General features: G+C 56.3%; 18 protein-coding genes and 1 other RNA gene. 7 read left to right on the top strand and 12 right to left on the bottom strand.

Annotated elements, in window-relative coordinates; genetic code table 11:
* On the bottom strand, positions 1 to 3,041 hold a 3,041-nt coding region (locus NZ823_01440; GenBank protein MCS6803791.1), incomplete at its 3' end, for a M36 family metallopeptidase.
* Positions 3,042 to 3,211: 170 nt separating this feature from the next.
* Here NZ823_01440 and NZ823_01445 point away from each other — a divergent pair.
* Together NZ823_01445 and NZ823_01450 are read left to right on the top strand one after the other, a co-directional pair.
* Positions 3,212 to 4,867, top strand: coding sequence for a M20/M25/M40 family metallo-hydrolase (locus NZ823_01445; GenBank protein ID MCS6803792.1), 1,656 nt, complete (start codon positions 3,212 to 3,214; stop codon positions 4,865 to 4,867).
* The gene (locus tag NZ823_01450; GenBank protein MCS6803793.1) at positions 4,845 to 5,627 is read left to right on the top strand and encodes a TlyA family RNA methyltransferase; all 783 of its coding nucleotides are present in this window, start codon (positions 4,845 to 4,847) and stop codon (positions 5,625 to 5,627) included. The genes NZ823_01445 and NZ823_01450 overlap by 23 nt, the downstream gene beginning before the upstream one ends.
* On the opposite strand, the gene NZ823_01455 is transcribed toward NZ823_01450, so the two are convergent.
* The 4 genes from NZ823_01455 to ssrA form a co-directional block, all read right to left on the bottom strand.
* Positions 5,568 to 6,098: a hypothetical protein gene (locus NZ823_01455; GenBank protein ID MCS6803794.1), complete on the bottom strand. Its 531-nt coding sequence runs from the start codon at positions 6,096 to 6,098 to the stop codon at positions 5,568 to 5,570. The two genes, NZ823_01450 and NZ823_01455, sit on opposite strands and share 60 nt — an antisense overlap.
* The gene (gene rph / locus NZ823_01460) at positions 6,095 to 6,901 is read right to left on the bottom strand and encodes a ribonuclease PH (GenBank protein ID MCS6803795.1); all 807 of its coding nucleotides are present in this window, start codon (positions 6,899 to 6,901) and stop codon (positions 6,095 to 6,097) included. Before rph ends, NZ823_01455 begins: the two co-directional genes overlap by 4 nt.
* On the bottom strand, positions 6,888 to 7,358 hold the full coding sequence (locus NZ823_01465; GenBank protein MCS6803796.1) for a hypothetical protein: 471 nt from the start codon (positions 7,356 to 7,358) through the stop codon (positions 6,888 to 6,890). The genes rph and NZ823_01465 overlap by 14 nt, the downstream gene beginning before the upstream one ends.
* A gap of 19 nt (positions 7,359 to 7,377) precedes the next feature.
* Positions 7,378 to 7,729, bottom strand: a transfer-messenger RNA (tmRNA) gene (gene ssrA, locus NZ823_01470).
* Between the two features lie 160 nt (positions 7,730 to 7,889).
* Between ssrA and NZ823_01475 the strand changes: the two genes are divergently transcribed.
* Positions 7,890 to 8,462: a DUF6249 domain-containing protein gene (locus NZ823_01475; protein MCS6803797.1), complete on the top strand. Its 573-nt coding sequence runs from the start codon at positions 7,890 to 7,892 to the stop codon at positions 8,460 to 8,462.
* Between the two features lie 3 nt (positions 8,463 to 8,465).
* Positions 8,466 to 9,419: a hypothetical protein gene (locus tag NZ823_01480; GenBank protein MCS6803798.1), complete on the top strand. Its 954-nt coding sequence runs from the start codon at positions 8,466 to 8,468 to the stop codon at positions 9,417 to 9,419.
* A 120-nt stretch (positions 9,420 to 9,539) separates the two neighbouring features.
* Here NZ823_01480 and NZ823_01485 read toward each other — a convergent pair whose 3' ends face one another.
* The 3 genes from NZ823_01485 to NZ823_01495 form a co-directional block, all read right to left on the bottom strand.
* On the bottom strand, positions 9,540 to 10,505 hold the full coding sequence (locus tag NZ823_01485; GenBank protein ID MCS6803799.1) for a site-2 protease family protein: 966 nt from the start codon (positions 10,503 to 10,505) through the stop codon (positions 9,540 to 9,542).
* Positions 10,506 to 10,516: 11 nt separating this feature from the next.
* Positions 10,517 to 10,780 carry an integration host factor subunit beta gene (locus NZ823_01490; GenBank protein ID MCS6803800.1) on the bottom strand — a complete coding sequence of 88 codons (264 nt, stop codon included), beginning with the start codon at positions 10,778 to 10,780 and terminating at the stop codon, positions 10,517 to 10,519.
* A 200-nt stretch (positions 10,781 to 10,980) separates the two neighbouring features.
* Positions 10,981 to 11,904 (bottom strand): energy transducer TonB, encoded by a 924-nt coding sequence (locus NZ823_01495; protein ID MCS6803801.1) that lies wholly within the window; start codon positions 11,902 to 11,904, stop codon positions 10,981 to 10,983.
* Between the two features lie 260 nt (positions 11,905 to 12,164).
* Between NZ823_01495 and NZ823_01500 the strand changes: the two genes are divergently transcribed.
* The 3 genes from NZ823_01500 to ubiA all read left to right on the top strand — a co-directional run bounded on the left by NZ823_01500 (position 12,165) and on the right by ubiA (position 17,844).
* Positions 12,165 to 13,358: a hypothetical protein gene (locus tag NZ823_01500; GenBank protein ID MCS6803802.1), complete on the top strand. Its 1,194-nt coding sequence runs from the start codon at positions 12,165 to 12,167 to the stop codon at positions 13,356 to 13,358.
* A 200-nt stretch (positions 13,359 to 13,558) separates the two neighbouring features.
* Complete coding sequence (locus NZ823_01505) at positions 13,559 to 15,103, top strand: hypothetical protein (protein MCS6803803.1); 1,545 nt, start codon at positions 13,559 to 13,561, stop codon at positions 15,101 to 15,103.
* Between the two features lie 1,865 nt (positions 15,104 to 16,968).
* Positions 16,969 to 17,844: a putative 4-hydroxybenzoate polyprenyltransferase gene (ubiA, locus tag NZ823_01510; protein ID MCS6803804.1), complete on the top strand. Its 876-nt coding sequence runs from the start codon at positions 16,969 to 16,971 to the stop codon at positions 17,842 to 17,844.
* Positions 17,845 to 18,233: 389 nt separating this feature from the next.
* Here the strand turns inward: ubiA and xerC are convergent, their stop codons facing one another.
* The 4 genes from xerC to NZ823_01530 all read right to left on the bottom strand — a co-directional run.
* Positions 18,234 to 19,154: a tyrosine recombinase XerC gene (gene xerC, locus NZ823_01515; GenBank protein ID MCS6803805.1), complete on the bottom strand. Its 921-nt coding sequence runs from the start codon at positions 19,152 to 19,154 to the stop codon at positions 18,234 to 18,236.
* Positions 19,155 to 19,287: 133 nt separating this feature from the next.
* The gene (locus tag NZ823_01520; GenBank protein MCS6803806.1) at positions 19,288 to 20,238 is read right to left on the bottom strand and encodes a VWA domain-containing protein; all 951 of its coding nucleotides are present in this window, start codon (positions 20,236 to 20,238) and stop codon (positions 19,288 to 19,290) included.
* Positions 20,239 to 20,567: 329 nt separating this feature from the next.
* Positions 20,568 to 21,518, bottom strand: a complete 951-nt coding sequence (locus NZ823_01525; GenBank protein MCS6803807.1) for an ABC transporter permease — start codon at positions 21,516 to 21,518, stop codon at positions 20,568 to 20,570.
* Positions 21,502 to 22,267, bottom strand: a 766-nt coding sequence (locus tag NZ823_01530) for an ABC transporter permease (GenBank protein ID MCS6803808.1), incomplete at its 5' end; no start/stop codon positions are given. The genes NZ823_01525 and NZ823_01530, both read right to left, overlap by 17 nt.

Raw genomic sequence — 22,267 nt, forward strand, 5'->3', positions numbered from 1 at the left:
TACCGCCGGCTGATGCGGATGCCCATCTGCGCATGAATGAGCGGGTCACGCAGATCACGGCGCAACTGCTCCAGCGTTTGCCGCAAGCCGGGACTGGCCAGCGTCCAGTAGATCACAATCAACCGGTCAGTCTGCTCCAGCTCTGACGCCGTCACCTCGGCTCGACCGGTCTCCACCAATGATTGGACAATCGGTCGAATACGCACCAACCATTCCTGCGTCGCTACGAGCACACTCAGATTCGAGATCATGATGCGAGTCAGCTCCGGTGAAAACTGATAGAAGGCCTCGGTGTATCTGATCCCAACCAGCGTTCGCGACAACACCTCATCGCGCAGTTGGTACAACAGCCTCAGCAGCGCCGGTGCGTCGGCTCGACCTTCAACCGCTCGCGTGGCCGCGCAGCCGCCCGGCGGCGGTGGTGGCGGCGGTGGCGGCGGCGCATCCTGGATGGTGAAGTTGTTGTTGCTCGTGTCATTGATCGCTGCATTGCCGGCATCGGAAATCCTGACCCGCGCTTGCGTCGTCGCTGGTCCGGTCACCGTCCATGACTCTGATCCATCATTGGGCGTGCTGGTGAACAATGTGGAATAGGTGCTGCCACCATCACGCGACAATTCAATCTTCACGTTGGCAATTGAGCCAGTGGTTGTCCAGCTAATCGTCTGGGTAGTGCCAATCTGCCACGTCTCACCGCCGTTGGGCGCAGTCACCGTGATGCTAGCCGGCGGCGGCGTTGCGCTGATCGTAAAGGCGGCGTTGCTGGTATCCTGTGTCGCCGGATTGGCTGCATCCGACACACGGATGAACGCATTAGTCGTTGCTGGTCCGGGGACCGTGATGGATTGCGAGCCGTCGTTCGGCGTGTTGCTCGCTAGCATGGTATATGGTCCGGCTGCGCCCGTGTGTGATAGTTCGATGTGCACATTGGCGATGGACCCCGTTGTCGTCCATGTGACGGTTTGCGTCGTGCCAATCTGCCACGTCTCACCGCCGTTGGGTGAGGTGACGGTGATTGTCGCTGGTGGTGGCGGCGCATTGCTAATGGTGAACATGCCGGTTGAATGATCGCGGAAAGCGTCGCCGTCAGCCTGCTCGCGGATGCGTATGACCGCCTGCGTTGTCGGCGGGCCGGTGACCGTCCAGTTGAACGAACCGGTGTTGGGCACAACGGCAATGTCAGTGAACGAGCCGCCGCTGCCGCCGCTGCGAGAAATCATCAACTTAACAGTCGGCGTCGAGCGCGAAGTTGTCCAGGTGATCAGATGGTTGGCGCCGATGTATAACACATCGCCGTTGGTGGGCGACGTGATCCGGTAGGGTTGTGGGAACAGGCCGCGCGCAGTGAAAACTGAGTTGATCGTGGTTTGATGGCTGCCGCCATACAGCGCGTCGTCGGCTTGTGAGACGGCTTCGGCGCTTTCCGGCATCGCCGGCGTCAACGGCAATCGGAAATGACTGTCCAACACGAGCGAGACCGTTGTGTCGCGACCGAGTTGCAGAAACAGGTCATAGAGCGAGGCAGACCAGGTCTGACCGGTGAAGTGCACGCCGCCACGATCACGCGGCCATTGTCGAATCGAAGGCGGATTATCCATCCGTCGCAAGCAGGCCGGTTCGACCGATGTGAAGCACTGACTGAACCATTCGGCTAAGCACGGATCATAGGTCGTATGTGTGGCCGCCGGACCTTCTCGATTGCTCATCATCGCTGCAAGGAAATCGCCAAATCCTTCGCCTTGTCCGTCGAAATTTTGATCAATACCGATGCGCTGGTTGTGCATGACGGCGTGGCCGTATTCGTGCCAGATGACATCGGCGTCTTCCGCTGCATTGGGCGAGCCGACCGGGCTATGCAGTGTGATCGAGCCTTGACCAAGAGAGCCGGGCGAGAAGAAAGCATTGCAATCGTTGGACCCTTCGGCGTTCACCGGAATGGAATAATTCATGACGGTGAAAAATCCTAATGCGTCGAAGTAGCGTTTAGTCGTATCCATTGCCCAATAGGTCATGACTTCTTCAAATCCATTCTGTCCGCGCCGCAGGTCGCTGAAGTCATTGGTTGGGCGATTGACCCGGCTCGGTGTATTCTGCGTATTCACGAAGGGGCCGTTGAGAAAGCCGCTGCCATCCAGATCGAACAAAGTTTTCGTCGTGTAGGCAGCTTCAGGAATCGTGCTGGTGTCGCGGATGGTGGTATCGTTGAGCGCCACCACCGGATTGGGGACGAAGACTTTGCCCGTGCCGTTAACATAGTAGTTCTTGTCCATGATCTGACTGATTCGCTCGCCCGTGTGCGCATCGAAGAAGGCTTCCCAAAGACCTTGAGGCTCGCGCGCGGGAATCACAATTCGCCAGGCCAAATAGGCGCCCGCGTCAGTCGGAGCGATGACGAGCTCGCGCGTTGGTTGACCATACAGCACGAGCTGGCCGGTGTGACTCGCCAGCTCGGTGAACAACTGTTCCGAGACGGCTTCGGCGCTCACGCTAGGAACGACGGAGAAGACTTCGATATTGGCGTGATAGTTATTGGTAACGGTGTCAATGACGCCGCGCGGGTTGATGCTCACGGACAGGCCGCCGCCATGCACGCGCACGCCCTGATAAACCTGCTCGAAAAAGAGGTGCGTACCGCCGGGGCTTTCAGCCTGTTGAATCAGGCGGAGGTCCGCGAGGCTTCGTAGTTGAAACAATGCTGCATGCTCGCGTAGGAACTGGCGTGCCGCTGATTCGGGGTGTGACATTTTTTGTGACACGTCTACCATGCGTCCATAGACCGACTTGAGTATGCCCCGATCATACCAAAACGCTCGCAGCTCCGTTTGCGACGCGGCTCGCAGGGATTGCCAGTAGGGAAGCAATGCTGTTGAGGGTTTGCCGCGATCGAGCGATTTTGTGTATCGGTCCGGCGCTGTCAGAGCTGTGTGTTCTGTGTACTTGATTTGCGCCGCTGCTTTAGGAACTAAAGGTTGGATGAACAACAATAAGAGCAAAATTAGCGAAAAAATGCTGTGGGATTTTAACGTTCTCGACCTATGCATCTGGTAACCTCCTCGAATTTATCCGGCGTGTGGCAGCGCCGTAACCACGAAGGCGGCATTGTATGGTAGGGCTCAGATGGGCGTCAATGCGAAATCACCGCGCTTTTCTGATCACCTCAGGCGTTACACAGTAGACAGAGCCAGATTCAGCAGACTATGATAAGCAAGCCATGATGAAAAAGTCGTTGAGGTCTCCCGCTTCCATTCTCGTCGTTTTTGCGTTGTCGTTCATTCTACTTGGCAACGCAGTCACAGGAACAAATCTGCCGTTGCCGCCGCCGGCGGCCATTGAGAGCATCACACCAGCCGATTTACGGCATCACGCTGAATTTTTGGCGTCTGATGAGCTGGGTGGACGATATACGTTCAGCCCCTCCAATGCAATTGTCGCGCGCTATCTGGCTTCGCGGCTGCGGCATTGGGGTTATCGCGGCGGCGCAGCAGACGGCTCATTCATGCAACGATTTGAAATGGTGGCGCAGCAGTACAATCCTGAAGAGACGTATATCGAGATCAAAGGGGAAACAGGCCCGGTGAAATTTCACGTCGGGGAAGGAGTCAGCTTTGTTGGCCAACATGGCGATGCCGATGTCACCGGTGAATTGGTTTTGGTTCCGTACAGCGCCATCAAGGCAGGCGGGGAGACGCAATCGGACTTGAAAGGGAAGATCGTCATTGTTCCGCTCTCTTCATCGTCTTCGTTGGAGACCACTGCGTCGTCCGAGCCGTTGACAGAAGCGGCAGGGCTAGATCGGCATCAGCGACGGATGGTCCGCGATGTCGTCCAATCGCTTCGTGGTCGCGGGGCTGTGGGTGTAGTGGTCATCACGCCTGAGCGAAAATCACACGGGACATCGTCCGACGAGCGACGCGGTCGGACTCCCGCGCACGGCCGATTAGTGTTCGCCGAGGATGTGAAACTGCAGCCAACCTATCCGGTGTTTCATAGCTGGCGCGCCTCGGTGGTGGAAGCTCTGCTGAAGGGAACGCGCCTTGATGCAAAGACGGTGTTTTCATCAACGCTGGTTAGCGAGGTTCGCTCGCTGGAGCGAGACGGCCGGCTGCACGTTTCTCTGCGCGGGCCGAAGCGTACCACGCAAAATGTGATCGGGATACTCGACGGCGCAGACCCTAAGCTGAAGAACGAATACGTTCTGTTCGGCGCGCACATGGATCACGTTCACTCGGATGGCCACGAGATTTACAACGGGGCCGACGATAACGCTTCGGGCGTAGCGGCTTTGCTGGAGATTGCGCAAGCGTTCGCGCAGGCACCGCCGCCGCGCCGCTCCATCATGATTATCTTTCACACTGCCGAAGAAGAAGGCTTATTCGGTTCACAGTATTTTGTGCGACATCCAACGGTCCCGCTCTCGTCTATCGTGGTCAACTTCAATATTGACATGATTGGGCGGAGCCGCGCGCCGAACGACACGAATCCGGCTAACAGTGAACTGAGCGATGCCAACACGGTCTTCCTCATTGGGTCGGATCGCCTGAGCGCCCAGTTGCACAACCTCAGCGAACAGACCAATCAAGATACGGTCAAGATGAATCTGGATTATCGTTATAACCGCGAAGATCACCCGCAGCGACTCTACTATCGGAGTGATCACTGGAATTATGCCAAGAATAATATCCCCGTCATTTTTTACTTCACCGGGCTGCACGAAGATTATCATCGGCCGACGGACGATGTTGAGAAGCTGGATTTCGAGAAGATGGCCCGCATCACGCGATTGATCTTCGCCACAGGCTGGCGTGTAGCCCATTTGGACGAGCGGTTGAAGCTCAATACGCAGGGTGAGCAAAGAACGACTCGATAAATTGATGGTCACGCGCCATCTGGCCGAGACGCGCCAGAAGGCGCAAGCATTAATCATGGCCGGGCACGTGCTGGTTAACGGCGAGCGCGTGGATAAACCGGGAAAGCTCGTTGCAAGGGGGTCTATCATTGAAGTGCGGCCGGCAGGCCCCTCTTATGTTGGTCGAGGGGCGTTGAAACTGGAAGGCGCATTATCCGCGTTTAACCTGAACGTGCAACGGATGGTGTGTCTCGATGTGGGGGCCTCCACTGGTGGATTCACCGAATGTTTGTTGCAACATGGCGCCGCTTGCGTCGTCGCGTTGGATGTGGGGCGTGGGCAGCTTCACTGGAAATTGCGCTCTGACCCGCGTGTGATCGTTCGGGAAGGCGTCAATGCGCGATACCTGAAGCCGTCCGATTTTGATCGCCTGTTTGACTTGATCACCGTGGATGTCTCATTCATTTCGCTCACCAAAGTCCTGCCGGCGTTAGTGCCGCTGCTTGCCGACTCAGGACAGATCCTTGCGCTGGTCAAGCCGCAGTTCGAGGTTGGCAAAGGCGAGGTCGGGAAAGGGGGCGTCGTCCGAGACCCGGTTCAACACAGTCAGGTAGTGGCTCACATTCGTCTGTTTGCCGAACAGACATTGCGATTGCACGTCAAAGGAGTCGTGCCATCGCCGATTCAAGGGGCCGAAGGAAACACAGAGTTCTTTTTGCTCTTAGCGAAGCACGCGGAAACTGCGTGCCATGAGGTCGGTCCGGTTGCGCATCGTTTTTAGCACCTGCGGATGACCTTCAAATTGCAGCATGTAATAGGAATTCGCGTCAATTTTGAGGTAATAGTAGAACGCAGTTTTCGGTCGTCCGCCGTAGGCAAAATCGAATGTCAGTAGCGCGCCGGGGTATTCCTTGTGGTTGAATGGCTCAATCGAGCCTTGAACAAAACCTGGTCGAAAGCGAATGGAGGTTTCCTGGTCTCGCTGGGCCAGTTCTTGTGGGGCGATGTCTTGATCACGGCGCCTTTCACGAATGCGTAGCACGCCGCGCTCGCGATTTTCAAAGATGATGTCCACGACTGTGTTGCCGGCGCCGTCTTTGGAGATGACTTCTTCCCATCCTTCTTTCAGCGTGATCGCATATCGTCCGTCAGGATGGATGAACTCACGGTCTTGCGCGTGAGCTGCGCCGATGAACGGCCAGCATAGAAGCAGTGTCAAAGTCGCAAGCCATACTGACTGATCGTGTGTCATGGCTCAACCTCCGCTGATGAGTGAACGAGGCCGCCGGACATGGAGGCTGCGCCGGCGGGTCTTTGAAAATGAATATCTCCCAGGACCGCTCGCTGATGCGCGATGAGCTGCCTAATGCCGATTTGAGCCAATGAGAGTAACTGGTTCAATTCGTCGGCTGTATACGGTTTGCTCTCGGCTGTGCCTTGTGTTTCGACGAAACGTCCGTCGCCCAGGCAGACGACGTTCATATCAACTTCGGCGGAACTATCCTCCGCGTAATCCAAATCCAATCGCATTTGACCGGCAACAATGCCGACACTGACCGCTGCCAGATAATCATAAACCGGCATAGTGGCGATGACGCCTTGTTCGATCAACCGGCGCAGCGCCAGCACCAGCGCCACGTAGCCGCCGGTGATGGCTGCCGTGCGTGTGCCGCCGTCGGCTTGCAAGACGTCGCAATCCACGGTGATGGTTCGTTCGCCAATCTGTGTGAGGTCGAGCACAGCCCGCAAGCTGCGACCGATGAGTCGTTGAATTTCCATGACCCGCCCTGAGCGTTGCAGCCGGGTGCCGTCGCGAGCAGTCCGCGTTGAGGTCGAGCGCGGTAACATGCCGTATTCAGCGGTGATCCAGCCCTGCCCACTGTTGCGCAAGAAGGGCGGCACGCGATCTTCGACACTGGCCGTGCACAAGACCCATGTCTGTCCCATCTGAATCAACACAGAGCCTTCAGCATAGCGCGTGAAATCAGGTGTGATGACGATCGGACGGAGTTCATCAAAGCGTCGGCCATCAGGTCTGACGTTAGTGTCGTTCATGGGGAGCAAAGTCCTCGTCGTCGTTGAGGTCGGAGGCAATCTCAGCCACTTGAAGTTCCAGTTCTTCCAGTATCTGGGCCAGCGTGTCCGCCTCAAATTGGGCGATTTTTAACTTTCGTTCGGTGACGTCCACGTCTCGTTCCAGTTGCTCGCGGGAGGCCTCCAACTCTCGGAGCAACTGCTCATCCTCTGGGCTGAGCGTTTGATGCGCCGGGTTGCCTTCCTCAACTTGTTGGGCCAAACGGTTCAGGATGGCCATGGCCCGAGACTTGATCGCTGCGCCCGCCTGCCGATGGGTTTCCAACTTTGATTTGAGGTTGGTCAGGTCTTTCAGTAACCGCTCGCGCACTTGAACCAGCAGCTTCAACTGGGCCTGAATTTCGGCCAGCCGGGCCAAATTGGCTTGGTGGTGTTGGGACCGACTCTCTGTAGGATTTTGTCTGAATTCGTCGAACATCGTTCCTCGCTCTAGTCCATGGTGGAGGTGAGCGGAATCGAACCGCTGTCCGCGGGCTTTCAACGAGAGGTCCTACATGTTTAGTAGCTTGTCATCGTCTCGCTGTCGGACTTGGCCAAGCTACAAGCGCGTCCGACAACCAGATCAGCTTGTTCTCGCTCGCAGCCGCTGATCACCGACTGAGAGCCCAGCTTGCTGTCGTCACGCTCGCTTCTTCACCGGCAAGCTCGATCAAGAGGAGCGTGGCCGTGTTTACGCGGCCAGTGCGAAGTTGTGATTCGCGTTTATTTTTTTCGTGCGTTTAACGAGCAGCACGACGCTCGACATGCACCTCTTCGCCTCCAGACCCTCGTCGAAACCATGTCACCCCCACACCAAGTCGCCATTCTATCACTGGACTTATGAGGGGTCAAGCGAAGCAGCCGCGTCGCTTCTTTGTGTTTTTTCGACCATACTCAATGCTACAATACAAGCGGAACATCAGCCGCGCAGTGACGTAATGGTGGACGAAGCCACATCAGGAGGCACACAATGAGGGCAAATATACATGGATTTGCTACGCTTCTTTGGCAGACCGATTGGGAGTCCCTGGGAGAGCAACTGACTGGGTCCGTCGCGGTGGCCGGATTGTATTTGCTGATAGGCTGGCTCATGCTCTTGTTGATACGACGACAGCAGCAAGAACGAGAGTTCTTGCATAAGGAACGTATGGCTGTGATTGAGCGCCCCGAGGCAGCTCCTAATAGTCTGAGCGTGTTGTTGGCCGGCCTGTCGCCGCCGCAGGATCAAGACCTGCGGACCGGCTTGAGGTGGAGCGTGATCGGAGTAGGGATCGGTTTGGCACTTTACCTGATGGAGGCGACGCGGGAGTATTGGCCTGTTGGGCTGATTGCTGCCTTCATCGGAGTGGCTCATGTGGTCTCTTACTTGATGAGTTCTGCCCGTCAGCGCGCACAGGCTGGCGCCGATCAAACGAGCGTGGATGTTGCAGGCCTTATTCAATCGGTTGAGTTCACACCGCGCCACCTGCCTGAACCAGGCCGCACACCGCTGCCTGTCGTTGATCGGGCCAATGACGAGGTCACAACTAAACCGGAGGGTTGATCTATGAGTGCAACAGATCGTTTCGAGCGATGGAAAAAGAAATTGACGGAGGCCGCCAAGGAGTTGGATAGCCAGTACGGCATTACGGACGCCCTGGAGAAAGGAGCAAAGATCGCTGCTGAAGGAATTCGCAAAGGCACAGAAGTGGCCGCCGCCGGCGTCGAGGCCGCTAAGAAGGAATGGGAGCGGCTTGACCATGAATACGATATTGCCAGTACTGTGAAACGCGCGACCAGCGACGTTGTGGAAACAGCCAGAGAAGGGGCCAAGTCGGCGGAAGCCAAGGCCGATGAGTTATTGGCCGAGGCAGGCAAGTATTATGACAGGGTCGAGCGTGCCACACGGACAGCCGAGAAAACAGTTCGCGCCGGCATGACACTGAAAGCGCGCGTCGAGCAAGCCCGCGATTGGATCAAGCATAATCCCGGAAAAGCTGCTGTGATCGGTTTGTCGGTGGTGATGGGCGTGCGGGCAGGAAGCGCATTTCCCAGACTCGATGCCGTTTTGTTAGGTGCCGGCGGGCAAGGGCATTGGTTATTCCACAGCGCGCTCGCTTCATACGGACTGCAAAAAATCTCCGAACGGTACTTCTCCTACTTGAAGCAGCAAGAGCAACTGATTCAGTCAGGGCGGTTGACTGAGGCCGAGGCGGCCCGTGTTGAATTTCAGCGCAACATGACCAAGTACGTCGGTGCTCCGTTGATTGGCGCTTTCCATGTGGCTGCGGGCGCGACCTTGATTGCACAAAGCTTGTCGCCGGGCCGAATCGTTGGCGCGCCGGTCGAATTGATTCTGGGCGGCAATCCGATTTTGACAAGCGTCTGGCTTTTCTCAAACGGTCTGATCTGCATTCACAACGGCTATAAGCTGTTTGTCATGGCCATGGCCGATGAAGAAACGATCATGCAGTTCGTTCGTGAAGCGAAGTACCTGTTGCCGCGAATCGCAGAAAGCTAATTGGGTGAGGATCGAGCCGTCGGTCGAGCGCAGAGGCTCATGGCTGCGCTCATTCGACAACGATAGGGAATCCTGTGTATGGCAATCATAGGCCTGGGGTGCAGAGGATCGTGGATACGCTCATTCGACAACGATAGGGAACGGCATGAATGAAAGAATGAAGACAATCAGTCCGACCATGCCGATCAGATAGCGTTGTCGGTCGAGTGGCCGCTGCTCATCTTCCACCGGCGGATGTTGCAGGCCGAGCATCAAACCGAGCAAGGCCACGTAGACAAACCAGCCCGGCCAGCGGTGTACCCGATAGGAGAGCCATGCCAGCACACAGATGATGGCGAAAATCCCCGTTGCCACCCAGCGATGCCCCCGTCGTCCAAACAATGCATACACGACGTGGCCACCGTCTAGTTGCCCTACGGGAAGCAGATTCAGGCCGGTGGCCAGCATGCCGACCCAGGCCGCGAAATAAATGGGATTCCATTCCATCAATGTCGGCAAATTGAGCCATCGTTGGATCATTTGAAACAGCAGTGGGTCTTGGAAGATGTATCGGCTTGTTTGCGCGTCTGGTGGCAGCGGCTCGGCCGGCGTCGCAATCCATAAACCAACGATGACCGCAGGAATGGCCACGACGAAACCGGCCAGTGGACCGGCAATGCCGATGTCGAATAAGGCACGCCGCGACCGGATCGGCTCCTTAATCCGAATGAATGCGCCGAACGTACCGATCAGTGTTGGCGCTGGAATGAAATAGGGCAGCGTGGCGCGAATGCCGTAGTAGCGGCAGGCAAAATAATGACCAAGCTCATGGGCTAGAAGAATCGAAATCAACACCAATGCATAAGCTGCGCCGCTGGCTGCTGAGTAGGGATCATTGATTAAATACAACAGCAGACTCCACCAATCGTCCACGTTGGGTTCAGTGCGAAGCGACAAGACGGCGCCAATGAAAAAACAACTGAGCAGTGTCAGCAAAAACAGCGCCACATGCAGGAGCAATCGCTTGGCGCTCAATTCGGATGTAAGCTTGGCCGCAGGGACAGGTGGTTCAACCGTCGCAGCCGGAACAACAGGCTGGTCACTCACAAACTCGTTCCTCACGAGCGGAGTTCTTTACCGGCTTTGAAGCGAATGGTTTTTCCTTCGGGAATCGGCACCACGTCGCCTGTCTTGGGATTGCGCCCAACGCCTCGTTTGCGCGGGCGAACATAGAATACACCGAAACCGCGCAGTTCGATGCGCTGGCCACGCTTGAGCGCCTGTTTCATAGCCTCCAGCAATGATTCCACAGCCATTTCGGCTTTGATTTTGGTCAAGCCGGTTTGTTCTGAAACGGCGTTGACAATATCTTGTTTAATCACGGCGCCTCCTTTTGGAAAGTCCAACCTGGGTCAAATTTCTGAACTGACTATCACACTCCCAAGCGAGGCCACATTGTATGTGCGTTCACCGATGGCTGTCAAGCGAATCACCTTTTCGCGGATGAAGCAGGGAGGGTTGAGACTGAACGATTGGTGAAGCCTCAGGAGGTGGCCGAACATTTTTCTGATGACTCTCGCGCTCATGGCCGCGCCGAGAAAGCAGATGGCGCGCGTTTGGGTGATTCCTCGGCCGGTTGATGAGACTCTTTGTCAGCGGCTTTGAATTTGTACTGAATCAACGCGCCTGCTGTGACACGCTGGCCGTTGAGCCGCGCCGGGACGAACCTCATGCGTTGAGCCGCTTCAATCGCTGCTTGATCCAGTCCGAAGCCAGCCCAGCGTGTTATCGTAATTGGCCCCATTGTCCCATCGGCGCCAAAGGTGACATGCAATTGAACGGTGGCTGTAACGTCGGCGATCTGAGCCGCCCTGGTGAAAACAGGCTTGACGCTAGCAAGAATGCGCGGCGGATCAAACAGGGGCGGCGTCGGTTTCTCTGGATCATTGACTTCAATGAGCGTGGTTTGATCTTGCGGTGAAAGCTCAAGCTGTCGGTGGCCGACCTGTTCGATGTATTGCGCCAACCTCGCGCGCAGTTCATCCAGCACAGCGTTGGCAGCCTCGACAGGCGTGGCGCGCGTTTGCTCGAAGAACTCAAAGATGGCTAATCGCCCGGTTCGCGATTGAACGATGAATAAGCCGAGCCATGCTCGATGCGCCAGTTGCCCGGCGGCTGGACTGTGCGGGGATAAGCCGGCACGGCCCAGTATCAGATAATCACACCCGATCGCCATCGCTAGATCGCGTGCTTCTGCAAGGCTCAGGTTCAGCGAACCGGTATAGCCCAGTCCTCGTGTTGCCGCCTGTGTCAATGATGCGTCCAGCAATTGAACTGAGCTGGAGCGTTGCAGGCTTTGACGAAGCGCCTCGGCGACCGCTCGGCCGAACGGATGAGACTCAAAACACACATCCGCTACCGCCCAGATCAGCCGGGATTGCGAAGCCGCCGGTTTCACTTCGCAAAACCAGCTCAGCGATAACAGAGCTGCGAGCCACCAGCGCATGGCGTCACTATATCCGGGTCTTAACCAAACTGACAAGTTGATCGAGGCGTTGTCTCTGGATAAAATACCGCCCCGCCCGGTTTGTTAGGTTCGTGGTTTATTTTTGGGGAATCGCTTATGTGTATTGACGCGCCACGGAAGATGAAAAAGAAATCACCGAGGTCACAGAGTCCACCGAGAGCCTTCTCCATCCTCTGCGTCTGTCCTCCCTGTGCCCCTTGTGGCCTCTGTGGTTTTTTCTTTGTGGGGAGGGTGGATAAATGATGAAGCAGTCAAAGGTGGTGATGATGATCTTGTTTCTAGCCTGTTGGGCTTGGGCTTCAAGCCATGAAGCAACGAGCCGTCAGGAGCCGAGTGCTGGCTTTGGTGATCCCTTGCCAGGTCTCTCAGCAGAGCAGTTAGCTCTCTTCCTCGAAGGGAAAAGAAGCTTCGAGCAAATCCATAGGATTGCCGATGGCCTGGGGCCACTATTCAATGCTCGTAGCTGTGCGGAATGTCATGGTGTGCCTGTGACAGGTGGCTCCAGTTTCATCAGCGAGATACGTGTAGGAGTTCGTGAAGCGGATGGGACATTTCGGGATGTGCCCGGCGGCTCGCTCATTCAGATCTTTTCGATCACGCCTGATCGGTGCCGGGAGTTCATCCCGCCAGAGGCCAACGTCGTGGCCTTTCGCCAGGTGCAGCCGCTGTTTGGTTTGGGATTGATCGAGGCTATTGCTGAAGAGGCGATTGTCGCTCAAGCTGATCCAGAGGATCGAGATGGTGACGGAATTTCCGGTCGGGCTGCGTGGGTGCTTGATCTGGCAACCAACCAAGTACGCCTGGGGCGATTCGGCTGGAAAGCTCAGCAAGCGAGCTTGCTTGGTTTTGCCGCTGATGCTTACCTGAACGAGATGGGTATCACCAACGATTTGTTCCCCCACGAGAACGCCCCGAACGGCAACACAGAGCGACTGCTCGAGTGTGACTCTATCCCTGATCCTGAAGATGTGCTGGATTCAACGACAGGTCGTCGGGGTATTGACGAGTTCGCCAACTTCCTCCAGTTGCTCGGCCCGCCGCCACGCGGTCCAATCACGGATGCGGCCCGCCGCGGGGAAGCAATCTTCGTGGAAATCGGTTGTGCTCGATGTCACACGCCAGCCTTTCAAACAGGCGATCATCCAATCGCTGCGCTCAGCCGTAAAACAGTCCCGCTCTACTCCGACTTGCTGCTGCACGATGTCGGGACGGGCGATGGCATTGCTCAAGCTGATGCCGGAGCTGATGAGCTACGCACACCGCCTCTGTGGGGGCTGCGGGTGAGTCGGTCCTATCTGCACGATGGGAGCGCCGCAACCATTGAGGACGCCATCCGGCGGCACGCAGCAGAAGCGCGTCGCGTGACGGAGCGGTTTCTGATGCTCACGCCGACTGAACGCATGCAGCTACTAGCATTCCTGGAATCGCTCTGAAGCGAATCGGTGATCCGAATTCGCCAACTCTCCAGAGAGGATTTGAAAAAAGGAGCGCAAAGGTTAGAATGCGGCTCATCAAAATTCGAGGGGCAAGCTCAGCGTTGGACACTGCCCTCGATGGATTGGTCGTCCAGCTTAGTTGCTCTTCGCGCTTAATCAAAGTGGATAATTTTAATTTATAGGAGGTCAGATCAGATATGCGTTGTCGAATCACAAAATTCATTATTTGTGGACTCATGTTTGGAGGCGTCTTTGCCTTCTGGGATAACGAAGCCGGCGCGCAAAAGGAACCGTTGCCCTATGGAGAGCGGCCGGCTTTGGAGAAGCACTTAGATCAAGCTGAGATTGAGAGTGGCCGGATTGCATTTGATGAGTTGTTGGAGATGGGTGAACGGATATTCGCTGCTCGATGGAACGTGCTGGATGGGCAGGGCAGACCAGCGGCGACGGGAAGCGGTGTGCCGACCAAACGCGATCCAAGGGACGCGCAGCGTTTGGCGCGTGTCTCAGGACCGGATGCGACAAGCTGTGCCGATTGTCACTTCCAGCCGACAACTGGCGGCGCGGCCGGTTTTGCTGCCAACGTCTTCGTTCTAGCGCAGACGCTCGATCCGCCGACTGACTCGACGTCCGCTGAATTCTCTAATGAGCGAAACTCGTTGGGGATGAACGGAGCAGGGGCCATCGAGATGCTTGCCCGTGAGATGAGCGTGGCGCTACAAGCGATCCGAGCAACAGCCGTCTCTGAGGCTCGGTCATCAGGGCAAGCGGTGACCAAACAGCTTGTGACGAAGGGCGTCAGTTTCGGTCAGATTACAGCCCTTCCCAACGGCACAGTGGATACATCGCGTGTTGAGGGTGTAGACCCGGACTTGGTCATCAAGCCGTTCAATCAGAAAGGGACGGTTGTCTCCTTGCGGGTTTTTTCCAACAATGCCATGAACCATCACCACGGGATGCAAGCCGTGGAGCGTTTTGGCATCGGGCAGAAGGACAATCGGGGGAATCTCATCACGACGCCTGACTTTGACCAAGATGGAGTGCCGGATGAGCTGACTGTGGGAGACATCACCGCATTGACGCTCTTTCAGGCGGCAATGAATATTCCGGGTCGCGTCTTGCCAGATGATCCGGTGCGACGCGCGGCGGCCGAGCGGGGCGAGCGGCTCTTTGCGCAGATTGGATGCACGGACTGCCATCGTCCGGCGCTCGTTTTGGATAATCCCATCTACAGTGAACCGAGTCGCTTCAATCCGCCGGGGAATTTGCGTCCTGAAGATGTCACACGCCCGGTCACGTTCGATCTGACGCGCGAGGGGCCAACGCCTCGGCTGGAGCGAACGTCGGATGGCAGTGCCATCGTGCGAGCGTTCACAGACCTGAAGCGGCATGTGATCTGTGACGACCAGGACCCTTACTTCTGCAATGAGCGGAAGGTTCAAGACGGCGTGCCGACCAATCAATTCCTCACGCGCAAGCTGTGGGATGTGGGCAGCACAGCGCCATACGGCCATCGGGGTGACCTGACGACCATCACCGAAGCGATTCTCCATCACGCCGGCGCAGCTCGGCCGCATCGGGCGCGATTTGCCGCGCTCGGGCAGGAGGAGCAGGCAGCAATCGTCGAATTTTTGAAGACGTTGCAGGTCTTGCCGCCGGGAGCGCCGCCGGTCGTCACTGAGAGTGAGCTGCAGCAGCTCGTGCGGCAACGGAGGGCAGCCGGAAGAGAGTGGAATCCATAGCCGTTTCGTAAGGAAGGCCTGCGTGCCAGGGTCAAGAACATGGCCAGAGTCAAGAGCAGGTGGAGTCCATAGGCTTTTGGCAACGGAAGGCCAGTGCGGCTCCACCGTGCGCAGGTGGAGTCGCCCATGTGCAACAGCGCGCCACGAAGGTTGAAGCCACTGACGCCGCGGAGCGCGCAAGTGAGAAAGAAAACCTTCAATCCCTCTATGAGCGTGGCGACTTGTCTCCGGTCCTTCGTGGCGCGGGAAATGTCATGGGCGATCCCTCTGCCTCGTTTCTGCGCGTGGTGCTTTATGGTGAGCTGCTGTGGGAAGGCTTGTTATACCAATTGCGGAGAATAAAGACTGTGTTTATCAAGTCAAAAAGACTGCCGAGACCTGAACTGAGTGGGCGGCGATCTGCGATCTTCACTCGCCGCTTGGTACAACATCTGTCGAGCGGCTAGCGCTGGCCACCCGCATTCCTCTCTGGCCACATCGTTGTGTGCGACAGGCTGATGTGCGCGGTTGTTGGGGTTGTCACCCCAACGGGGCGTGAGGCTTCTAGACCGTGCAGGCGAAAGCCACCCGGCTCCGTCAGTAGCGATACGGGTGGCTCCAGATGCCCTTCTGCTGGGGCTTGGGGCCCGATCGCTGTGCAAGGCTATAAACACGGCCTCCCGCTGGAGCACAGTAATGCCATCATCTGGAGAAAGGCCGTGTTTGATGAAGCAACATGGAGAGCATCAGCGGAACGTCCCACGCAGCCGTCTCCGATTTTCCGTGCACATCTGTATGACCTTGTCATGATGGTGGGTCACACTCCAGGCAAGCGGCCAGTGACAACGTTGCCAGACATGGGATGTCTGGACCGGCAGACTGGACAGCAGCAGCGCGTTTGCAGCGCGCGCAGATGTGCGCGTGCGTGGCCAGCCTCCAGACAGCATGAACGAACCGGTGAGGGAACGGGTGGCGCTTGTTCAAGGCACGATGGATTGGGATGACGTTCACCCAAGCGTTGCGCGTCTAGCTGCCCCTCTGGTAACCGGTGTCGCCCTCGAAGCAAAAATTGATTTGGCATAACGTGACTAGAGCGATTTTCAGTTGCGTTTAGCTGAGGCCCCACATCTTGCGGACTAATGCATGCTGGAGCCGTGCATTCCCAGGGTAAACTCATTCACAAATCGCTCTAAGCTCGTGGAGTTTGGATAGAACGCGGATGAGGCGGATGCGGCGGATTTTCGCCGATTGATCCGCGTTGATCAGCCCAATCCGTGTCATCCGTGTTCCGTGAATGGCGTTAGTTCGTGGAGTTGGATAGAACGCGGATGCGGCGGATGCGGCGGATTTTCGCCGGTTGATCCGCGTTGATCGGCCCAATCCGTGTCATCCGTGTTCCATGAATGGCATTAGTTCGTGAAGTTGGATAGAACGCGGATGAGGCGGATGCGGCGGATTTTCGCCGATTGATCCGCGTTGATCAGCCCAATCCGTGTCATCCGTGTTCCATGAGCTTCTTATTAACTTATAGCGATTTTCCATTGCCTTTAGCCGGGCAGCGCCCGCCTGCGGGCTCATGCACGCTGCAAGTGCGCGCCCCAGGGTAGATTGATTCGCAAACCGCTCTAAATGCCGAGCGAAGGTCGCACATTCCTATTCAATCAGTTCACATCCCGCCATGCTTTTTGGCTCCATGAGCGTGTGTTTTTCTCGGCAATTAGCATCAGGTTCCACCATGCTTTTTGGTTCCATGAACGCGGTCTTTTCCTCTGCAACTGGATGATGGATCAGGAGACGTTCGCCCGGATCACCGGTTGACAGCGATGAGCGGGTTTCTTAGCATCAATCATCCGCCAAATGATTCAGTCATGTCAGGAGGGAACATTGTGTCGTCGCTCATTCGCAGCACTCGCATTACGCTGGAAATGATCAAGATCGAACATTCGCTATTTGCCCTCCCATTTGCTTTGCTGGGCGCTCTGTTAGCTGCTGGTGGGCTGCCCTCATTGCCAGTGATATTTTGGATTGTTGTGGCTATGGTCGGGGCGCGCAGCAGCGCAATGGCGTTCAACCGATTGGTTGATCGGCAGTATGATGGCCAAAATCCACGCACAAAAAATCGAGCGATTCCGGCCGGTCTGGTGTCGGTCGGCTACGTCAAAGTCTTTGTTATTGTTTCCGCGCTCGTATTCATCCTGGCGGCGGCGATGCTCAATCGGTTGGCCTTGTACTTATCGCCTGTGGCGTTGGCTTCGATTTTGCTCTATTCCTATGCCAAGCGGTACACGGCCTACACCCATCTGCTGATCGGATGGTGTCTGGCCATCGCGCCGGCAGGCGCGTGGATAGCCGTGCGCGGACGTCTGGATTCACCCATTCCGTGGTTCCTGAGTCTCGCTGTTCTAACGTGGACGGCAGGCTTCGATATTATCTACTCGTGTCAGGACGTCGCCTTTGATCGTCAGGTTGGCCTGCGGTCGCTACCGGTTCGATATGGTATCAATCGTGCGCTGTGGATAGCTCGTGCGTTGCATGTGGTGACGTTTGTTAGTCTCGTGGCAGTGGCTTGGTTGTCAGGGATGAAGACGCTCGGTGTGCTGGGACTGATGGCTACGGCAGCATTGTTAGTGCGACAACATGCCATCGTCAAACCTCACGATCTGTCTCGTGTGGACCAAGCTTTTTTTACCACTAACGCCTACATCAGCGTCATTCTCTTTCTGACGATGGGTGCTGACATTCTCTGGCGTTCATTGCAATAGTCGCGACAAGCTTACTGCTCTGCCGGCTAGGATGCGTGTTCCAGAGAGATTTTCACCACGAAGCTCACAAAGGAGCACGAAAGATTCACTCTCTTGAGGCGTCTTCACCTTTGGCTCATTCTTCCTCTTCTTGGCGTTTTTTGCAGTTTCATACGTCTGTGTGCAGGCCTTGACTATGGCGTATGCCTCAGCGGTGTGCCTGTCTGTCGGCACTGGTTGAAGAATGTTGAGGTCGTCGCACTCGTCGCTGGACGCGACGCTAGGCTGCGGGTGGTAGCGCGAGTTGGCAACTTGCCTCTGCTCTCTTGCGAAGGCCAATCGGCGTGCCTCAATAATACGGCAGAGCCAATTTCAAATGTGAAATCCGGGAAACGGCTTTTTCGCTGGCTCTATGCCTTGGGGTGCGCCCGATCATAAACCTCGATGAGCTTTTCCATTGAGACATGCGTGTATTGCTGAGTCGTTGAAAGCCGAGCGTGTCCGAGCAGTTCTTGGATCGCTCGAAGGTCGGCGCCGGCATCCAGCAGATGTGTGGCAAACGAATGACGAAAACTGTGAGGACTCACCGATTGATCAACGGCGGGGCAGATTTTGGCATACTTGGCAATGAGTCGTCCCACCGAGCGGGTGGTAATACGGGTTCCCAGGTAATTCAGGAAAAGCGCTAGTGGCTCGCGGGCATCCTCGGGCGCCTGCGCGAGGAATTCGCCTCGCACGGTCATGTAATTTTCCAATGCTTCCTTGGCTTTCTGCCCGAAGGGCACAATGCGTTCTTTGCGCCCCTTGCCCTTGATTCGCACAGACATGTGCGTGAAGTCAATGTCATTGATGTTTAGCTTGACCAGCTCGCTGACGCGCATGCCCGTTGCGTAGAGCATTTCCAAGATGGCTCGATCACGCTTGCCAAGCGACGTTTGTGTATCAGGCGTTTCGATGAATTGAATCACGGCGTCAATGGACAAGTGGCGCGGCAATTTCTTTTCCAATCGAGGACTCGACACCAGTTGCGCCGGATTCATGTCGAGCACCTGCTCGCGGCAGAGGAACTTGAAAAAGCTGCGAAGTGTCGCCAGTTTTCGCGCAATGGAAGTCTTCTTTTTCTTTTGACTGTACAGCATGGCCATGAATTCGCGGATTGTCAGGTTATCAATTTGACGAATGTTGACGGGACGCCGCTGACCGCTGGCATCCACCGGCGCGAGGTAATCATAGAACTGGCCTAAATCAATCCGATAATTTCGCAGCGTGTGGTCGGACATATTCTTCTCGTACTTGAGATGCTCAAGAAATTGTTCAATGTACTGTTGCATCGGTCCTCCCGCATCAATGAGGTTCAGGCGTCAATTAAACGCCTGCTGATGGCCTGTGGTTGATCGGCTGACCGCTTCTTGATGGTTGACAATAGGCCGCCGCTCAGGCGGACGTCTCAGCTCAACAAGGCTTTCATTTCGACCAATAGTAGCCATGTCGTGCATACGCCTGCATATTCGGTCGTTTGACACGCACAACCAGTTCCCGATAGGTTTTCTCCGGCGCCTCCTCGGATGAGACAAAGCCGAGCACATACTGAGTTCGCAACAGCTCAGCTAGCCGAGCGAGCACCGGATCAAGCTCTTCAGCGCGATCAGGAAAGAAGACCTGACCGCCAGTTTGTTGAGTCAGCGTTTCCAACGTTCGCTCGCCAACCAATTCGCGCAGGTTGGCCGAGCTGGCTCGCCCAGCCGTGTTGATCGCATACACGACCACATCGTGCCACTGAAGCACTTTCAACGTTTGCTGTAAGGTTGCCCGGCTGATGGTGTCGCGTCCGTCAGAAAAGATGAAGATCACCCGTCGTCCTTGCCGTTGACTGAGCGCATCAGCAGCCAAGCAAATGCCATCATACAACGCTGTCGCTCCTTTCGCCGACAAGCGCGTGATGGTTGAAGTTAACAAATTGATGTCAGACGTGAACGATTGCTCTAGTACCACATCTGTGCTGACCGATACAATGGCGACGCCATCATCCGAACGAACCAATGCCTTCAGAAAGCGCACCACTGAGTCTTTAGCAAAGCCCAGACGGGACTTGACACTCCCGCTGATGTCGAAGACCAGCACAAGATGCAGCGGCACGTCATCATGCCGAGCAAACGTGGAAATCTTCTGCGGGTTGCCATTTTCCAAGATTTCAAAATCGTCGGCTTTCAGCGTCGTCACGCTTGCCCCTGCTGCGTCAACAACCGTGACGACCACGACCACTAAATCAGCCCGTAACCGGACCGGTTCGTCTTGCTGGGACGTTGAGGCAGACTGGATAGTAATTGCTGAAAGGGCGCTCGACGCTGGCATGCTCGCCAAGAGCATCAAGCAGAGCCTGATGATGATCATCATTCTACCAGTATTGCTTCTCATCCCGTTCTCTGCTCACAGAAAAGTAGAGGACGTTGGTCAGCTTGACCGTATCCGTGCGGCGCTGCCGACGCCCTGAGCAACGCCGTAGGGCTGCCTGTCCGTCCATGCTCAGCCAAAGCCTCTGAGCTTGTATCACAACCCAGCTCATGTTTGTACTGGTTGGCAGTGTATCATGGCAGGCCATAGCATGCAATTGTCTACCGCTCTTGCCGATGCTCGGATGGTGGCGATAATGTCAGGCTTGTGTTAGCTGCGTGCAATTGTCTCAAAATCGTTCTTGGCGATGCTCGTCTGCGCGTCGGTTTCGCCGGCTGTGGAGGTGAGCCACATCAAAGGAGCGACTCGTCTGTAACACCGAGCGCGTCGCGCAGGCCATCGCCAAGCAGGTTGAATAAAAAGAGGGTCAGCGCGAGCATCAGCCCTGGAAAAATCAGTAGCCACGGGGCAACAGCCATCATTTGCACGCCGTCATGAATCAGGCTGCCCCAGCTTGCTTGAGGCGGTTGAATGCCAAGGCCGAGAAAACTGATGAACGCTTCCTGCAGCATCACGGCTGGAACGGTCAGCGTGGCATAGACGATGGCGACGCCCATCGTGTGTGGAATGATATGACGCCAGAGGATGGCGCGACGGCTCAGGCCGAGCGCCTGCGCGGCTTGCACGAACATGCTGGCTTTCAAAGAGAGGACTTGTCCGCGCACTAGCCGCGCCGTTGTTAACCACGACACCGCGCCCAGCGCCATGAAGAGTAAGACGAATCGCAGCCCAGGCCCACGAAGCCAGACGGCCAGCGCGCCGTCCGGTTCAAGCTGCATAAACTGAACAATGGATTCAGCCACCATCGGGTCGCCAAACAAAGCCATCAACATGATGACGAGGAACATGTAGGGCAGGCAATAGAGCACATCCACAATCCGAATCATGAAGTTATCCACTGATCCGCCGACGTAGCCAGCAACAGCCCCGTATGGCACGCCAATGCTGAGCGAGACCAGTGTGGCAACAATCGCCACCAGCAGCGACAAGCGCCCGCCATAAAGCATGCGCGCCAACAGGTCACGACCCAGTTGGTCAGTGCCCAGATAATGGCCGCTGCTCAAGCTCGGTGGCGTTGGGCCAAGATTCAAATCGGCCTGGTCGTATCCATGCTCTATGATCCAAGGGGCCAGCAGGCAGGTTCCAAGAATGATGAACAAACCGATCGAGGCGATCCATATCGAGCGATGTTTGATCAACCGTGTCCGCAGAGTCGGCCCCATCGGATCATCCTTGCCGGTCATAACGAATTCTCGGATCAAGCAGCGCGTAGGCTATGTCAACCACAAGGTTCATCAGCAACAGCGCCGTCGAAACGACTAAGACGATACCCAGAATCAGCGTGTAATCGCGATTGAACGATGCTTGAACAAACCAATTGCCAAGCCCTGGAATGGCGAAGATTCGCTCGACAACAACGGTGCCCGTCAGCAGGAAGGCAAGCGCCGGGCCGCTAAACGAGACGACCGGCAGAATCCCGGTGCGCAGGGCATGTCGCCACAGCACAGCCGAGTTGCGCACACCTTTGGCGCGGGCGACGCGGATGTGCTCTTGTGCGAGCGCGTCCAGCACGCCGCTGCGCGTCAGCCGAGCGATATAAGCCACATAGGGGGCAGCGAGCGTGATCGCTGGCAAAATCTGATGACGCACGTCTCCCCAGCCGGCCGGCGGTAGCCACAGAAGCGTCAAGCTGAACAGCAAAATGAGCAGCGGACCGATCACGAAGGTTGGCAGACTCATGCCCAGAAGAGCTATGCTTCTCAACCCCACGTCCCAGAACGAACGGTGGTGCGCAGCGGCCAGCACGCCCAGTGGAATACCAACCAACAGAGCCAAGGCATAAGCTGAGAGACCAAGTTGCGCCGAGATAGGCCAACTTCGCGCAATCAGCTCGTCAACGGTGACCGTCGGGATTTTGTACGAGGGCCCCAGGTCAAACTGCGCCAATCGGCGCAGGTAATTCGTGTACTGAATATGCCAGGGCTGGTCCAGT

The sequence above is a fragment of the Blastocatellia bacterium genome, from assembly GCA_025054955.1.
Classification (GTDB): domain Bacteria; phylum Acidobacteriota; class Blastocatellia; order HR10; family J050; genus JANWZE01.

What these genes read in the sequence shown, in the direction of transcription:
- NZ823_01445 (MCS6803792.1), top strand. Translation starts at nt 3,212, where the DNA reads ATGATGAAAAAGTCGTTGAGGTCTCCCGCTTCCATTCTCGTCGTTTTT.
- NZ823_01455 (MCS6803794.1), bottom strand. Translation starts at nt 6,098, where the DNA reads ATGACACACGATCAGTCAGTATGGCTTGCGACTTTGACACTGCTTCTA.
- rph (MCS6803795.1), bottom strand. Translation starts at nt 6,901, where the DNA reads ATGAACGACACTAACGTCAGACCTGATGGCCGACGCTTTGATGAACTC.
- NZ823_01465 (MCS6803796.1), bottom strand. Translation starts at nt 7,358, where the DNA reads ATGTTCGACGAATTCAGACAAAATCCTACAGAGAGTCGGTCCCAACAC.
- NZ823_01475 (MCS6803797.1), top strand. Translation starts at nt 7,890, where the DNA reads ATGAGGGCAAATATACATGGATTTGCTACGCTTCTTTGGCAGACCGAT.
- NZ823_01480 (MCS6803798.1), top strand. Translation starts at nt 8,466, where the DNA reads ATGAGTGCAACAGATCGTTTCGAGCGATGGAAAAAGAAATTGACGGAG.
- NZ823_01495 (MCS6803801.1), bottom strand. Translation starts at nt 11,904, where the DNA reads ATGCGCTGGTGGCTCGCAGCTCTGTTATCGCTGAGCTGGTTTTGCGAA.
- NZ823_01500 (MCS6803802.1), top strand. Translation starts at nt 12,165, where the DNA reads ATGATGAAGCAGTCAAAGGTGGTGATGATGATCTTGTTTCTAGCCTGT.
- NZ823_01505 (MCS6803803.1), top strand. Translation starts at nt 13,559, where the DNA reads ATGCGTTGTCGAATCACAAAATTCATTATTTGTGGACTCATGTTTGGA.
- xerC (MCS6803805.1), bottom strand. Translation starts at nt 19,154, where the DNA reads ATGCAACAGTACATTGAACAATTTCTTGAGCATCTCAAGTACGAGAAG.
- NZ823_01520 (MCS6803806.1), bottom strand. Translation starts at nt 20,238, where the DNA reads ATGAGAAGCAATACTGGTAGAATGATGATCATCATCAGGCTCTGCTTG.
- NZ823_01525 (MCS6803807.1), bottom strand. Translation starts at nt 21,518, where the DNA reads ATGACCGGCAAGGATGATCCGATGGGGCCGACTCTGCGGACACGGTTG.